Annotated in this window: 19 protein-coding genes; 7 read left to right on the top strand and 12 right to left on the bottom strand. The window is 63.7% G+C overall.

The window, feature by feature from the left end:
- Positions 1-2 precede the first annotated feature (2 nt).
- The 3 genes from P6U29_RS16835 to P6U29_RS16825 all read right to left on the bottom strand — a co-directional run bounded on the left by P6U29_RS16835 (position 3) and on the right by P6U29_RS16825 (position 2045).
- Complete coding sequence (locus P6U29_RS16835) at positions 3-1130, bottom strand: glycosyltransferase family 2 protein (RefSeq protein ID WP_407118606.1); 1128 nt, start codon at positions 1128-1130, stop codon at positions 3-5.
- Positions 1131-1373: 243 nt separating this feature from the next.
- Complete coding sequence (locus tag P6U29_RS16830) at positions 1374-1577, bottom strand: hypothetical protein (RefSeq protein WP_212371979.1); 204 nt, start codon at positions 1575-1577, stop codon at positions 1374-1376.
- Positions 1578-1664: 87 nt separating this feature from the next.
- Entirely contained in the window at positions 1665-2045 is a 381-nt protein-coding gene (locus P6U29_RS16825; RefSeq protein ID WP_407118605.1) for a hypothetical protein, read from the bottom strand.
- 110 nt (positions 2046-2155) lie between these two features.
- On the opposite strand from P6U29_RS16825, the gene P6U29_RS16820 reads away from it, so the two are divergent.
- The gene (locus P6U29_RS16820) at positions 2156-2992 is read left to right on the top strand and encodes a DUF72 domain-containing protein (protein ID WP_407118604.1); all 837 of its coding nucleotides are present in this window, start codon (positions 2156-2158) and stop codon (positions 2990-2992) included.
- Between the two features lie 9 nt (positions 2993-3001).
- The gene (locus tag P6U29_RS16815; RefSeq protein ID WP_407118603.1) at positions 3002-3463 is read left to right on the top strand and encodes a DUF488 family protein; all 462 of its coding nucleotides are present in this window, start codon (positions 3002-3004) and stop codon (positions 3461-3463) included.
- A gap of 64 nt (positions 3464-3527) precedes the next feature.
- Here the strand turns inward: P6U29_RS16815 and P6U29_RS16810 are convergent, their stop codons facing one another.
- The 7 genes from P6U29_RS16810 to P6U29_RS16780 form a co-directional block, all read right to left on the bottom strand.
- Positions 3528-4442 carry a PhzF family phenazine biosynthesis protein gene (locus tag P6U29_RS16810; protein ID WP_407118602.1) on the bottom strand — a complete coding sequence of 305 codons (915 nt, stop codon included), beginning with the start codon at positions 4440-4442 and terminating at the stop codon, positions 3528-3530.
- 208 nt (positions 4443-4650) lie between these two features.
- The gene (locus P6U29_RS16805; protein ID WP_407118601.1) at positions 4651-4860 is read right to left on the bottom strand and encodes a hypothetical protein; all 210 of its coding nucleotides are present in this window, start codon (positions 4858-4860) and stop codon (positions 4651-4653) included.
- 145 nt (positions 4861-5005) lie between these two features.
- Positions 5006-6313 (bottom strand): adenylate/guanylate cyclase domain-containing protein, encoded by a 1308-nt coding sequence (locus P6U29_RS16800; protein ID WP_407118600.1) that lies wholly within the window; start codon positions 6311-6313, stop codon positions 5006-5008.
- A 108-nt stretch (positions 6314-6421) separates the two neighbouring features.
- Positions 6422-7585, bottom strand: coding sequence for an ABC transporter permease (locus P6U29_RS16795; protein WP_407118599.1), 1164 nt, complete (start codon positions 7583-7585; stop codon positions 6422-6424).
- Entirely contained in the window at positions 7582-8514 is a 933-nt protein-coding gene (locus tag P6U29_RS16790; RefSeq protein WP_407118598.1) for an ABC transporter ATP-binding protein, read from the bottom strand. Before P6U29_RS16790 ends, P6U29_RS16795 begins: the two co-directional genes overlap by 4 nt.
- On the bottom strand, positions 8511-9299 hold the full coding sequence (locus P6U29_RS16785) for an HlyD family secretion protein (protein ID WP_407118597.1): 789 nt from the start codon (positions 9297-9299) through the stop codon (positions 8511-8513). Before P6U29_RS16785 ends, P6U29_RS16790 begins: the two co-directional genes overlap by 4 nt.
- Positions 9296-9991 carry a TetR/AcrR family transcriptional regulator gene (locus P6U29_RS16780; protein ID WP_407118596.1) on the bottom strand — a complete coding sequence of 232 codons (696 nt, stop codon included), beginning with the start codon at positions 9989-9991 and terminating at the stop codon, positions 9296-9298. Before P6U29_RS16780 ends, P6U29_RS16785 begins: the two co-directional genes overlap by 4 nt.
- 109 nt (positions 9992-10100) lie before the next feature.
- Between P6U29_RS16780 and P6U29_RS16775 the strand changes: the two genes are divergently transcribed.
- From P6U29_RS16775 to P6U29_RS16765, 3 genes are read left to right on the top strand one after another with little or no spacing between them, the layout of a single operon-like run.
- Positions 10101-10436 carry an ArsR/SmtB family transcription factor gene (locus P6U29_RS16775; protein WP_407118595.1) on the top strand — a complete coding sequence of 112 codons (336 nt, stop codon included), beginning with the start codon at positions 10101-10103 and terminating at the stop codon, positions 10434-10436.
- A complete protein-coding gene (locus tag P6U29_RS16770; RefSeq protein WP_407118594.1) occupies positions 10433-10894 on the top strand; it encodes an SRPBCC family protein in 462 nt (153 codons plus the stop codon). Before P6U29_RS16775 ends, P6U29_RS16770 begins: the two co-directional genes overlap by 4 nt.
- A 15-nt stretch (positions 10895-10909) precedes the next feature.
- The gene (locus P6U29_RS16765; RefSeq protein WP_407118593.1) at positions 10910-11323 is read left to right on the top strand and encodes a GFA family protein; all 414 of its coding nucleotides are present in this window, start codon (positions 10910-10912) and stop codon (positions 11321-11323) included.
- Between the two features lie 118 nt (positions 11324-11441).
- Here the strand turns inward: P6U29_RS16765 and P6U29_RS16760 are convergent, their stop codons facing one another.
- On the bottom strand, positions 11442-11852 hold the full coding sequence (locus P6U29_RS16760) for a DUF2000 family protein (protein ID WP_407118592.1): 411 nt from the start codon (positions 11850-11852) through the stop codon (positions 11442-11444).
- Between the two features lie 141 nt (positions 11853-11993).
- The gene (locus P6U29_RS16755) at positions 11994-12383 is read right to left on the bottom strand and encodes a DUF4189 domain-containing protein (RefSeq protein ID WP_407118591.1); all 390 of its coding nucleotides are present in this window, start codon (positions 12381-12383) and stop codon (positions 11994-11996) included.
- A gap of 328 nt (positions 12384-12711) precedes the next feature.
- Between P6U29_RS16755 and P6U29_RS16750 the strand changes: the two genes are divergently transcribed.
- Both P6U29_RS16750 and P6U29_RS16745 read left to right on the top strand, forming a co-directional pair.
- Positions 12712-13011: a hypothetical protein gene (locus P6U29_RS16750; RefSeq protein ID WP_407118590.1), complete on the top strand. Its 300-nt coding sequence runs from the start codon at positions 12712-12714 to the stop codon at positions 13009-13011.
- A gap of 42 nt (positions 13012-13053) precedes the next feature.
- Complete coding sequence (locus tag P6U29_RS16745; RefSeq protein ID WP_407118589.1) at positions 13054-13503, top strand: hypothetical protein; 450 nt, start codon at positions 13054-13056, stop codon at positions 13501-13503.
- Positions 13504-13638: the final 135 nt, after the last annotated feature.

Genomic DNA, 13638 nt, shown 5'->3' with positions numbered 1-13638 from the left:
CGCTATTTCTTACGCCAGACGAACAGTCCGGACATCGCGTAGTTCCATACCACGCCCATCAGCGCGCCGGCCATGCCGGCCAGCCACCAGATCGGCTCCTGATCGTACACCGAGAAGGCGACGCCGACATTGGCGAGCAGGCCGACGCTGCACACGATGTAGAAGGCGATCAGGCCGCGCAGCAGCGCAAAGCTCTTCAGCCGCTGGTCGCGATAGGTGAGGAAGTTGTTGAGGATGAAATTGCTGGTCATCGCGACGATAGCGCCCGCGGCCTGCGCCTCCGCGAACGGTGCGTTGAACAGGCGAAGTGCGATGAACAGCGTGGTGAGATGCACCACGAGGCCGATGCCGCCGACCATCGCGAACAGGATGAAGCGCAGCGAGACGATGTCGTTGGTCAGCTTGGCGAAGACGAGACCGAGGAAGTCGAGCGCGACCATGGAATCGAGCTTGCTCTCGCCGTGCTGACGGGCGCCGAAGGTGTAGGGAATCTCGACCGCCCGCAAGCCGCCGTGCGCGGTCGCGACGATGTCGAGCAGGATCTTGAAGCCGTGCACGGAGAGCTTTGGCGCGAGCAGCTCGAAACGGTCGCGGCGGATCATGAAGAAGCCGCTCATGGGGTCGGCAATCTCGACCCGCAGCATCTTCTTGGCGACCTCGGTCGCGAGCGCACTGGCGCCGGCGCGCTGCTTGTTGAAGCCTTCGCTCTTGTAGCCCTCGATGTAGCGGCTGCCGACCACGAGGTCGGCCTGATCGCTTGCGAGCAGCAACAGCATTTTGGGCAGTTGCGTCTCGTCGTGTTGGAGGTCGGCGTCGATCACGGCCACATAGGGCGCGCTGGACGCGAGGATGCCCTCGATGCAGGCGCCCGAGAGGCCGCGGCGGCCGATGCGGCGGACACAGCGCACGCGGCTGTCGCGCTGCGCCAGCGCGCGCACCACGTCCCAGGTGCCGTCAGGCGAATTGTCGTCGACGAACACGACTTCCCAGGCGACGTTGACGAGCGTCGCCTCCAGGCGCCGGTACAGCACGGTGACGTTGTCGCGCTCGTTGAAGGTGGGGACGATGACCGACAGTTCCGGGCCCTCTTGAGCCTGGATGTCGATGCCCGATCTGATCGCTTCGTTCATGACGGCAGCGTATATCCGCCGCGTCTTGCGCTGCCAAGCCGGGGTCTCAGGGGAACGGCCGAAAACGGGGCCCAAAATGCCAACGACCCCGGAACGGCGGACCGCGCGTACATCCGGCGCAGGTCTGGGCTATTCCAAGGTCGTCCCGACAACGGAGTTCTTCGCTCAATGTCGCCGTTATCGGCTAGATGGGGACGGCAAAAGCGCTTCGCAAGGGGGGGCTGAAGCCCCATTTTTCGTGCCCTATTGGTTGGGCACCTCCCGAATGATCGGCCCGCGCGGCGCTGGCGCGGCGGGGGCTGCCGGTGCCGCCGCCGGGGCCGGCTCGACTTTCGCCGGCTTGGGCGGCTTGCCATACTGGCCGATCGGCCCGAACACGACGGCAACCGCAAGCACGATCGCCGCGACGATCGCCCCCAGAATGCCCCCCACCGACTCAGACGACATGGAAACCCATCCCTGCTCCAGATGGACCCACTGATACCATGGATGAGCGCGCGGCCGGAAGAGCTGCCGGACAGCATTGGTGACTGGCTACTTCTGAGGTGGCCGGTGCTTGACGAAGGCCATCACGATGTCCTTCTGCGCCGCCTCCACCGCCCTGTTCGCGGTGGCGAGATGGGCCCCGGCATCGATCTTCGGATACTGCGTGGTGAGATAATCGAGCAGCGTCACCCGGTAATATTGCCGCTCCGATGGACAGGCGCCCGCCACCGAGCGGCCGAAATCCTGCTCCGACAGGCCCTGATTGGACTCGCGCGAATACTCCCTGGCGAGGCAATGCCAGTAATCGTCGCGGCCCTGCTGTGCGAGCTTCTGTGCGCTTTTCGCGTCGTCGTCATCTGCCAACGCAGAACATGTCATGGCAGCAGATGTCATCATGACGAGCGCGGCTCCCACCAACAGCATCCGCATCGTTGTTCTCCTTCTTCGCGGGTCCGGTCGCGAGCTTAGACAGGACGGGCCAACTGGCCAATCACATCTGGTTTGATTAGGATGAAGCCCTCCTCCCCCCCCCCCCGACGATGCGAGATCCTCCCGTGGCCAAAGCAAAAACCGCGTCCAAAAAATCCGGCAACATCTTCATCGGCATCGGCGGCTGGACCTTCGAGCCCTGGCGCGGCGTGTTCTATCCGGAGAAGCTCGCGCAGGCGAAGGAGCTGTCCTACGCCGCCTCGAAGCTGACCTCGATCGAGATCAACGGCACCTATTACGGCTCGCAGAAGCCGGAGAGCTTTCGCAAATGGGCGAGTGAGGTGCCTGATGATTTCGTGTTCTCTGTGAAGGGACCGCGCTTCGCGACCAACCGGCGCGTGCTCGCCGAGGCCGGAGATTCCATCAAGCGGTTCTATGATTCCGGCGTGCTGGAACTCGGCGACCATCTCGGGCCGGTGCTGTGGCAGTTCGCGCCGACGAAGAAATTCGACGGCGCCGATTTCGGCAAGTTTCTGGAGCTGTTGCCGCGCAAACTTGAGGGACGCGCGCTGCGCCACGTCGTCGAGGTCCGCCATGACAGTTTCTGCACGCCTGACTTCATCGCGCTGATCCGCGAGTTCGAGACGCCCGTGGTGTTCGCCGAGCATGGCAAATATCCTGCGATTGCCGACGTCGCCGGCGATTTCGTCTATGCGCGGCTCCAGAAGGGCAATGACGAGATCAAGACCTGCTATCCACCGAAGCAGCTCGATGCCTGGGCGGAGCGCTTCAAGGATTGGGCTTCGGGCGGTGAACCGGACGACCTGCCGAAGGTCGATAAGGCCAAGCCGACCAAGGAGCCACGCGACGTGTTCGCCTATGTCATCCACGAGGGCAAGGTGCGCGCGCCCCATGGTGCCATGGAACTGATCGCGCGGGTGAGCTGAGGATGGTTCATGGCAAAGGCGAAGAAGCTGTTCACCATCGGCTATGAGCAGACGCCGCCCAAGGCGGTGCTGGACGAGCTGGAACAGGCTGGCGTCAAGCTCGTGGTCGACGTGCGCGCGGTGACGTCATCGCGCCGGCCGGGCTTTTCCAAGAAGCAGCTTTCGGCAGGCCTCGACGAGCGCGGCATCGGCTATGTCCATCTCGCCGCGCTCGGCACGCCGAAGGAGGGCCGCCTCGCCGCCCGCAGCGGTCAGTACGACGTCCTGGAGAAGGTCTATTCGAAGCACCTGAAGACGCCGCAGGCAAAAGAAGAGATGGACGAGCTCTCGGCACTGGTGAAGAAGGCCGGCCCGGTGTGCCTGCTCTGCTACGAGCGCGACCACACCCACTGCCACCGCCAGATGATCGCGGAGATCATCGAGGAGCGCGATGGCGTGACGGTGAAGAATTTGGCGGGACGGCAGGTGTAGCCGTCATTCGGAGCGCGCGTAGCGCACGGCCCGTAGCCCGGATTGCGCTTCGCTCCATCCGGGGCTACGAATCTCCTGCCAGTTTAAACGTCCCCTCCATCATCTGCACGCAGCTGCCCCCGACATGGGCGGAGACGATCTTGCCGTCCTGCTTGCGCACGCGGGTGAGAAGGATGCTCGGACGGCCCATGTCAAAGCCCTGGCCGATCGTGAGCTTCAATTCGCCGTCACGCGTGGGATCGAGATCGGCGAACAGCGCGGCGGCGGCAACCGTCGCGCTGCCGGTCGCGGGGTCTTCGATCAGCCCGCTTGCGCCGGGAAAGAACATCCGCGCCTGACGCTCGCAAGATGCCTCAGCTGTCGGCACATCGCGCGTGTAGAAGTACACCGAGAAAGCGCCGTCGCGCGGCAGCATCCGGCCAAACGCTGCGGCGTCCGGCTTGGCCCGGCGCACAGCCTCGCGCGATCGCACCTCGGCAACCACGAACGGCGTTCCGACGCCGACGACTTGCGGCGCATGATAATCGGTCTTGATGTCATCCGCCGTCAGAGAGATGCAGGCCGCGACCTCTTCGGCAGAACATTGTGCAAGCCGGGACAGCGGCTGCGGCGCGGTGAGTTCGGTGCCGACCACCCGGCGCTGCTCGCGCACAATCTCCACCGGCACGAGGCCTGCTTTCTCTTCGAACAGCAGGCGCGGCTTCGGCTCCCTGGCAAGGCTCGCCAGCACGAAGGCGGTCCCGACATTAGGATGTCCCGCAAAGGGAAGCTCCCTCACCGGCGTGAAGATGCGTACCTCCGCATCATTGGCCTTGTCGCGCGGCGGCAGCACGAAGGTCGTCTCGGAATAGTTGAACTCGGTCGCGATCGCCTGCATCTGTGCGGTCGTGAGCCCGCCGGCATCGAGCACCACCGCGAGCTGATTGCCGCCGAAGGCGCGGTCGGTGAACACATCCACGGTGACGTAACGGCGCTGCATCTGCACTTCCCCATGCAAGTCGCGGCCACGACCGGCCGCATCGCGCAGCAGTCTACAAGGCGGCAACAACGCCCGTCATGTCCCAAAATTCGGAGCAATCGGAGCAATCGCGGAGAGATCAGAAGAGCAGGTGCACACCGTCGCGCCTGCTCTCGCAGTGAGTCCGGGCTGGCAGACCTCGCCAGCCCGGCGTCATCTGATCCGAGCGCTAGTTCGGGTACGCGTACGCCGTGTTCGGCAGGCAAGGCGGCTGCTTGTAGGGATCAGATGCAAACGCACCCTCTGCGGGAGCCCTGACGCAGTCCGTCGTCACGTGAGTTGCGGCGTGCCGCGCTGTGACGTTACGGGCGGCTGCGGCTTCGGTTTGAAGGATGGCGGCGGCGATCAGGGCGGCCGCAACAACGGTCAATCGGGTCATTTGTTTTCTCCGGATAACGCGTGAAAGCCGAGACGTTTCGGCTTCCACAGTGCAGGACCCGAAAACTAGCAGGGATATTTCATCACGCGTCGTCAACGCAGCGCGATCTCGCTTCAACGACGCGCGACTCACATTTGAAGGCGCCCTACCCCAGCTGAAACACCGGCACTTTCTGCTCGTAGCCGCGCACCTCGACTTCGCCGAGCGCGACGGCATCGCTGCCGTCGGCGCCCAGCGCCTCGCGCACGGACGCGGAGATCAGGAGCTGCGAACCGAACTCCTTGTTCAGCGCCTCCAGTCGCGAGGCGAAGTTCACGGTATCGCCGATGACGGTGTATTCCTTGCGCCGGGGCGAGCCGATATTGCCGGCGACGACCTCGCCGAAATGGATGCCGATGCCGATGCGAAGCGGCCAGCTGCTTTCTGCGTTGATGCAATCCATGGCCATCAGCATCTCGCGGCCGGCGGCGACCGCGCGGTGCGCGGCGTCGGAGGCCTCCAGAGGCGCACCGAACAGCGCGAGGAAACCGTCACCAAGAAACTTGTTCACAATGCCGCCCTGGCGGTCGAGGATGTCGACCAGCACGGCGAAGGCGCCGTCGAGCCGGTCGACCACCTCTTGCGGCGTGCGCGATTGCGCGCCGGCGGTGAAGCCGCGGAAATCGACGAACATCACCGCGACGCGGCGAACGTCGCCGCCTGCGCTCGTTCCCGCCGCCATCAGCTGCTCCACCACCTGCGGAGAAACGTGCTGGCCGAACAGATTGGTCACCCGGTCGCGCGCGGTGGCCGCCGCGATGCTCGCGGCAAATTGCCGCCGCAGCTGCGCGCCCACGGCGCCGGCCAGCACCCCGCAGATCAGGATGATGATGCTGCGCACGGCATGGAAATAGACCAGGGGTTCGTCCGTCTCGCCCGCCGAGTTGTAATACAGCGCGATTGCCAGAAGCCCGGCTGCGGCTACGAAACCCGTGAAGGTGGAGAGCCAGAAATCGAGCCGCAGGGTCGAGAGGATGACGAAAATGAAGTACATCAGCGGCACGGCGAAGCCGAGCGCCTGGCTCGCGCCCATGGTCCGGATTTGCAGGATGAGGATCACCGTCGGCAGCGACGTCTCGATCAGCGCGCCGATATAGCGCCTGATCACCGGCACGTCGCGATCGAGGCGGAGGTTTTTCCTAATCTGGGTGTGGATCCAAACCTCGAACAGGATGAAGCCGACGAGAAGGCCGTAGATTTCGATCAGCCCTTCCGTACCGCGCCAGACCCGGTTCACCACAGCGGGATCGATCAAGTAGATCGCGGTGAGGAACAACATCATGACGCAGCCGGTCATGATCAGGGCGCGCACCCGCAACAGCTCGGTGCGCAGCACCTCCCGCGTCAGCTCGCGCTCGAAGTCCTCCGATAGCACGGCATGATGCCGGGCCTTCCTGCTTGCAAACCTGACCATTTCACCCTCTTGTCATTCCGCGGCGCGGCGAAGCCGCGAAGCCGGAATCTCGAGATTCCGGGTTCGATGCTAGCGCATCGCCCCGGAATGACATCGAGACAGTTTGCCTCAATCCAGCGTGCGGCGGAAGCGCGTCACGGCGATGGTCATGGCGAGCAGCATCAGAACCGCCAGGGCCAGGGCATCGAAATGCAGGTTCTCCATGGTCGCGCCCTTCAGCATGATCGCACGGACGATGCGCAAATAATGGGTCAGCGGCAGGCATTCGCCGACATATTGCGCCCAGCTCGGCATGCCTGCGAACGGGAACATGAAGCCCGACAGAAGAATGCTCGGCAGGAAGAACATCATCGACATCTGCATGGCCTGGAGCTGGTTCTGCACCAGCGTCGAGATGGTATAGCCGATCGACAGATTGGTGGTGATGAACAGCGTCGAGAGCAGCGCCAGCAGGACGAGATTTCCGAGCACGGGCACGCCGAACAGACCGACGCCGATGCCGATGATCAGGAAGGCCTGGACGAAGCCGACTAGCACGTAAGGCACGATCTTGCCGAACATCACCTCGACCGGCTTGATCGGCATCGACAACAGGCTCTCCATGGTGCCGCGCTCGACCTCACGCGTGACCGACAGCGCGGTGAAGATCAGCATGGTCATGGTCAGAATGGTACCGACGAGGCCCGGCACGATGTTGAGGCTGGAGGCCGCGGCCGGATTGTAGCGGGCATGCGCGCGGATCTCGAACGGCATCTCCGGCGGATCGCCGATGAAGAGATCGTGCTTGAGCGCGGTCTGCACGACCATGCCAAGCGAGCCGAGCGCCGCGCTCGCCGCAACCGGGTCGGTGGCATCGGCGGCGACCAGCAGCGCCGGCCTGTCGCCGCGCCGCACCGCGCGCTCGAAGCCGCGCGGGATCTCGACGCCGAACAGCACCTTGCCGGATTTCAGCAGGTTGTCGAAATCGTCGACGTCGTGCACTTCATAGAGGAAGCGGAAATAGGCGGTGTTCTCCAGGGCCTTCAGAATCGAGCGGGTGAGATCGGAATCCTCCTGGAGCAGCACGGCACTCGGCAGATGATGCGGCGTGGTGTTGATGGCATAGCCGAATAGCATGAGCTGCATCACCGGCAGCATCACGATCATCGCGAACGAAACGCGGTCGCGCCTGAGTTGGATGAACTCCTTGATCAGCATCGCATAGGAGCGCCGCAGGAAGCCGAAGCGCTCGCGAACTTCGCGGGCTGGAGCTGGACGATCAACGACGCTCATTGGAAATTATCCTTGGAGCGCCCCATCAGCTCGATGAACACGTCCTCGAGCGAGGGTTGCGACTTCTGCCAGTGCAGGTCGCTTTTCTCGCGCCACGGCGCGATGCTGGCTTCGAGTGCGGCCACGTCGCGGCCGGAGACGTGCAAGGAGGTTCCGAACGGCGCCACCATGTCCACGCCCGGCTTGCCGGTGAGCGCGGCCGTGAGCCCGTTCAAATCCTCGCCCGTGACGGTGTAGGTCGTGAGCGCCGACTTCGCGATCACCTCCTCCACCGTGCCGCGCGCGAGCAGATGGCCATAGGCGATGTAGGCGATCTCGTGACAGCGCTCGGCCTCGTCCATGTAGTGGGTCGAGACCAGCACGGTGAGGCCGTCGGCGGCGAGTGCGTGGATCTCGTTCCAGAAATCGCGCCGCGCCTTGGGATCGACGCCGGCGGTCGGCTCGTCGAGCAGCAACAATTGTGGATTGGGCAGCGTGCAGGCCCCGAGTGCCAGCCGCTGCTTCCAGCCGCCGGAGAGCTCGCCTGCAAGCTGCTCCTCGCGCCCCGAGAGCCCGAGCCGCGTGATCATGTCACGTGCGGCACCGCGCGCGTCAGCGAGGCCATAGAGCCGCGCGACGAATTCGAGGTTCTCGCGCACCGAGAGGTCCTGGTAGAGGCTGAAGCGCTGGGTCATGTAGCCGACCTGGCGCTTGATCTTCTCGGCATCGCGGCGGATGTCGTAGCCGAGACAGGTGCCCTCGCCGCTATCCGGCGTGAGCAGCCCGCAAAGGATGCGGATGGTCGTGGTCTTGCCCGAGCCGTTGGGTCCGAGGAAGCCGTAGATCGAGCCGCGCTTCACCTGCATTGACAGATCGTGCACGACTTCCCGGCCGCCGAACGACTTGGTCAGGCCTTTAACGTCGATCGCGATGCCGTTGCCGTTGCTCATCGCTTGTCCGCCACCGGTGTCTTTGGGTTGAGATGGACGTCGATCGGCTGTCCGACGCGCAAGGCGTCAGGCCTCGAGGGCCGCGCCTGGATCAGGTAGACCAGCTTGTTGCGCTCATCGAGGCTGTAGATGACAGGCGGAGTGTATTCCGCCGAGGTCGCAATGAAGTAGATCTTTGCGGTGAGATCAGCGGCGCAATTGTCGCAGGCGATCCGCACGGTGTCGCCGATCGCAAGCTTGGGCAGCTCGGTCTCCGGCACGAAGAAGCGTAGCTTCATGTTGCCAGGCGGCATGATCGAGAGCACCGGCCGCTGCGCCGCGACCATCTCGCCCTCGCGGAAATAGATCTGCTGGATCGTGCCGGCGACCGGCGCAAAGCCCCTGCGCCGCGCCAAGCGCGTCTCCGACGTCGCCACCCGCGCTTGCGCCACCCGCAAAGCCGAAACGGCGGAGTCCAGATTGGCCTGCGTGCCTGCGCCGGTCTTGCTCAGTGAGGCGGCCCGGTCATAGGTCTGCTGCGCATTCGCCAGCGTCGCCTTGTTCTGGTTCAGATCGACAAGCTGGAGGTCATCATCGACGGAATAGAGGTGATCGCCGACCTTGACCTCGTCGCCCTCGCGGACATTGAGCTTGGTCACCCGGCCGGCTTCGTCCGGGCTGACGAAGATCATGTCGGCCTCGACCCAGCCCTGGAAGCCGGGATCGCGCTTCTCGTTGCAGCCGGCCAACCCGGCCGCGAGCGCGATCGTCAATGCAAGACTGAAAATTGCTTGCGACGACCTCATGTCGTCCTCCGTTCGCCAAAAATCAAATCGAGATGAACGCGCAGCATCTCTCGCGCATCGAGCGGCGCATGCCGCGCAAACAGGCTCTGCCAGATCACCGCGATCATCGCAGGCGCGACCAGGATCTGCGGATAGTGAGCGAGATTCTTTTCGCGGATCTCGCCGCGGGCGATGCCGAGCTCGATCAGTGCGCGCATGGCGGCGATCCCGCGCGAGACCACCTCGCGGTAGTAGAAGTCGGCGACTGACGGAAAGCGCGGACCCTCCGCCACGATCAGGCGCACTAGATCGCCGCGCCTCGTGCCGATCACCTCCTTCAGGAAGTTGCCTGCGAAAGCCTCGATCAGGTCGCGCACCGAGCCCGCCGGCGGCGGCAGCGTAGTCAGCCGTGCGACCACGGGAACGATGACGATGCGCACCAGCTCCTCAAACATCGATTCCTTGTCCTTGAAGTGCAGGTAGATCGTGCCCTTGGCGACGCCCGCGCGCTTGGCAATGTCGTCGAGCCGCGTCGCCGCAAACCCGCGCGCGATGAATTCGTCCATCGCCGCTTCTACGATCGCTGCACGCCGCTCCGCCGCGCGCGTGGCGCGGTTCGAGGCAGGCGCCTCCTCGCCGCGAGCGGGCGCTGGGCCCTTCGCGCCGGCGGGAGGCGCGGATGGCAAGATGGCTTTGGTCGGCTTTCTGGTCATTTGAGCTATATGACTGACTAGTCAGTCATAGTCAAGTCAACGACACAGCCCCATTTTCGGAAAATAAATTAGTATTGACTAATGCATTAGCATCTACTAATTTAATTTCATGATTGAAGCCGCCCCAAACCCCGTCACCACCGTGATGCGCGCCCTCGCCGATCCGACCCGCCGTGCCGTGTTCGAGCGCGTGTTCGAGAGCAAGGAGATCAGCGTCGCCGAGCTGACGCGCGGCAGCGGCGTCACTCAGGGCGCGATCTCGCAGCACCTGAAGTCTCTCAAGCAGGCCGGCCTCGTCGCCGAGCGCGCAGAGGGCCGCAACGTCTATTACCGCGCCGCGCCGCAAGGACTCGAGCCGCTGGTGACCTGGATGGATCACTACGGCGTCTTCTGGCGCGAGCGCTTCGAGAACCTGCGTGACCTGTTGAAGGAGATCGATCCGTGAGTACTGCCGCGTTGAAAGTCGAAACCAAGGACATCGTCATTGACGAGGTGCTCCCTCATGCACCGGAGACGATCTGGAAGGCGCTGACCAGCGCGCAATTGATCGCGCGCTGGCTGATGCAGCCGACCGGCTTTGAAGCCGTCGAAGGCAAAGCCTTCACGTTCCAGACGACCCCAGGCGGCAATTGGGACGGCGTGATCCATTGCCGGGTTCTCGAGGTCGTGCCGAACCGCCGTCTCGTCTATGCCTGGAAAGGCGGCCATGAGCTCAACACCGGCTATGGCGCGCCGCTCGACACCGTCGTGACGTGGTCCCTCACCTCGGTCGAAGCCGGCACGCGGCTCCGTCTGGTCCATGCGGGCTTCGTCCTGCCCAGGAACGAGTCGGCCTACACGATCATGAGCGGCGGCTGGAAGAAGGTCGTCCGCAAGCTCGACGAGATCAGCGGCGAAAAGTGAGTGGGAGACATCGCGATGGAAAAGCCCTATACCGGCGGCTGCGCCTGCGGCGCGATCCGCTATTCGATTCTGGGGGAGCCCCTGTTCAGCAATCACTGCCAGTGCCGGGACTGCCAGCGCGAAAGTGGCAGCGGGCATGGCTCGTACGCGACATTCGCGCGCGCCGGCGTCACGCTGACCGGCGAAGCGAAGCATTGGGACATGGTCGCCGACAACGGCAATGTGAAGACGCGCGGCTTCTGCACTCAATGCGGTGTCCCTGTGTACATGACCTTCGCGGCGCAGCCCGACGTCTTCACGATCCGGGCGGCAAGCCTCGACGAGCCCGCCCGCTACAAGCCGCAGGCGGTCACTTTCGCCGCGCGCGCTCATAACTGGGATCGTCTTGATCCCGGCCTGGTGAAATTCGAAGGCATGCCGCCGGGGTGAGGCGCACTCTTTCCCGCCTGCGTGAGAGGGTTGGGAGAGCTGTCTCCACAAAGGGCCCTCTTGCGGAGAAAGCCCTCACCCGCCGCTTCGCGGAGAGGTGAGACGACAGCACCTACATTCAGCTATGGAACTTCAGGCCGTCGACGATCTTGTCGATCACCTTGCGCTCGGCACGCACAGCGATGCCGACGAGATTGAGGTCGTTGCGCGCGACCGCCCTCACCGCCTCGCGGTTGGCGGCATCGTGCGTAGTCTTGAACATGTCCTCGGTATAGACGGCTGGCGTCACGTTCCGCGTGAGTGCACGGTCCAGCGCGCGCGACAACGCCGGACCGTCGGCGCCATAGATCAGGATCGGCTGGCCGATCAGTGCGTGATATTTCGTGCCTGAGGCGTCTTCATAGGCCTCACCGATGCAGTCCGGAAAAGCCGCGACGATTCCGCTCGTGAGAAAGGACGCGACGTTGAGCTTCTGCCAGGCCTGAAGATCGGTGCGGATCACGACCGCGATCTTGGTGTCGAACTGCATGTTTTCCTTCCGCTGTCATTCCGGGGCGGTCCAAAGGACCGAACCCGGAATCTCGAGATTCTCAGGTGCGCAGTCACGCACCATAACTCGATGCTACGCATCGCCCCGGAATGACAGCAAGAGGAATCGGCCCTTCGGGAATCAACCCTTGGCGTCGCAGGCCCAGGCGCGGATCACGCATTCCTTGCCGCCATATTTGTAGCATTCGCGCGTGGCGGCGTTGAGCGAGGCCGAGATCTTCGGCTTGACGGCATAGCCGTAAGCGCCGCAGGGGTTGGCGAGATCGACCGACATCGCCGCGCAAGCGCGCTTCATCGTCACCGTCGTGCAGTCGCCCTTGCACTGCTTCTGCGCGGCGGCGCGCGCCTCATGCTCGGCGCCGTAATCATACGCTTGGCCATAGGCGCCGCACTTGCCGACCGCAAAGGCGCCGGCGGCATGGGCTTCGGTAATGTAGCGGGCACCGGCGACACAGACGGACAGCGCAAAGAAAAACATCGCGCAACGACGCGCGACGGCATTCGAAGCCATGGAAAAACCCCTCCCCCCAAGGCAGGTGGAGGCGACTCTAAGCGGCGGTCGTTTCCAGATGGTGAATGAGGGATTGAAATCCGCGACTTGGGAGGTGCCGTAGAGTGGGCAAAGGCGCGAAGCGCCGTGCCCATCATCCATTCACACGGTCATTCAAGATTGGTGGGCATGCTTCCGCCTTCGCTCTTCGAGCTACGGCGGACAAGTCGCTTTACCCGCCTACGGCAGCGGATCGCGCCGACAGACATCGCGCCTCGCAAAACCCTCTGGTCTGACCCCGCCCACCCAAGTAGGTTTGGCCGCTACGGCCCGGAGGAGAGGCCTGATCGTGATGAAGCACCTGCCACTCGTCGTACTCGCCATCTTATCGGCGACATCCGTATGCGCCGCCGAGCAACAAAGCGGCCCGTTTCGCGACGCCTATCTCTGCCCGTCTCGAGGACCATCTTCCGTCTGCGTCTACGGGACGATCACGAAGGGCGCGCAGGTGACGGTGATCGCCAAGGGCTGGAAGAGCGCGGCCCAGCCGAAGGAAAGATTCTCGAACAAGAACGAGGAATTCCAGAACGGCGTTGCAACAAGCACACGGCTGCAGGTCCAACCCAGCCCCCGAAAGACGTCTCCATGATCGCCGTCCTGGCTCCGGCAGACGCCGTCAACGAAATCAGGCTTGAGGAAATTCAGTCCGAATCTCGCTGAACGGATAGGCCGCTACGTCAAGAGCGCGAAAGCGCTCAACCTCGAACCGGACATCCGCCTGTTGCAGACGCGCCTGCTCCGGCTTTCGCCGACGATCCTGCTGTCGGAGACATTCCTCAGCGCCCCCGACGATGTGGCTGAATTGACAAAGCAACTCCCAAGTGGCTGCGACGCCTGCGAGAAAGTACCGCTGATGGTGGGTGCGGATCTACACGACCTCTTCAGGGAGATTCGCTCCTCGCAGAAGAACGCGGTGGAGCGCACCTGCGGCGGAATCAAGCTGGCGTTCACGCTGTCTGGGCGGCCCCATGCCCTCAGCTACGCCTTCACCTGCGAAAGCGACGCGATGATGGCAACGCTGGTCCACGATCTTTCGGGGCCAACTCCAAAGCTGGTCTTCAGGACGGTCGGCGGTCTTTAGCAGACGCGCGCGCCAGCGTTCCGCGATCAAAGGCCCGTACGTTGGGCAAAGCGACTTATCCGCCGTAGCTCGTAGAGCGAAGATGGAGGCGTGCCACAGAATCGCGGATCACCTACGAAGCGATGGTGGGCACGG

Source organism: Bradyrhizobium sp. LMG 9283, from assembly GCF_045571415.1.
Classification (GTDB): domain Bacteria; phylum Pseudomonadota; class Alphaproteobacteria; order Rhizobiales; family Xanthobacteraceae; genus Bradyrhizobium.
The sequence above is the reverse complement of the archived record's forward strand: the minus strand, read 5'-3'. Positions and strand labels throughout refer to the sequence as shown.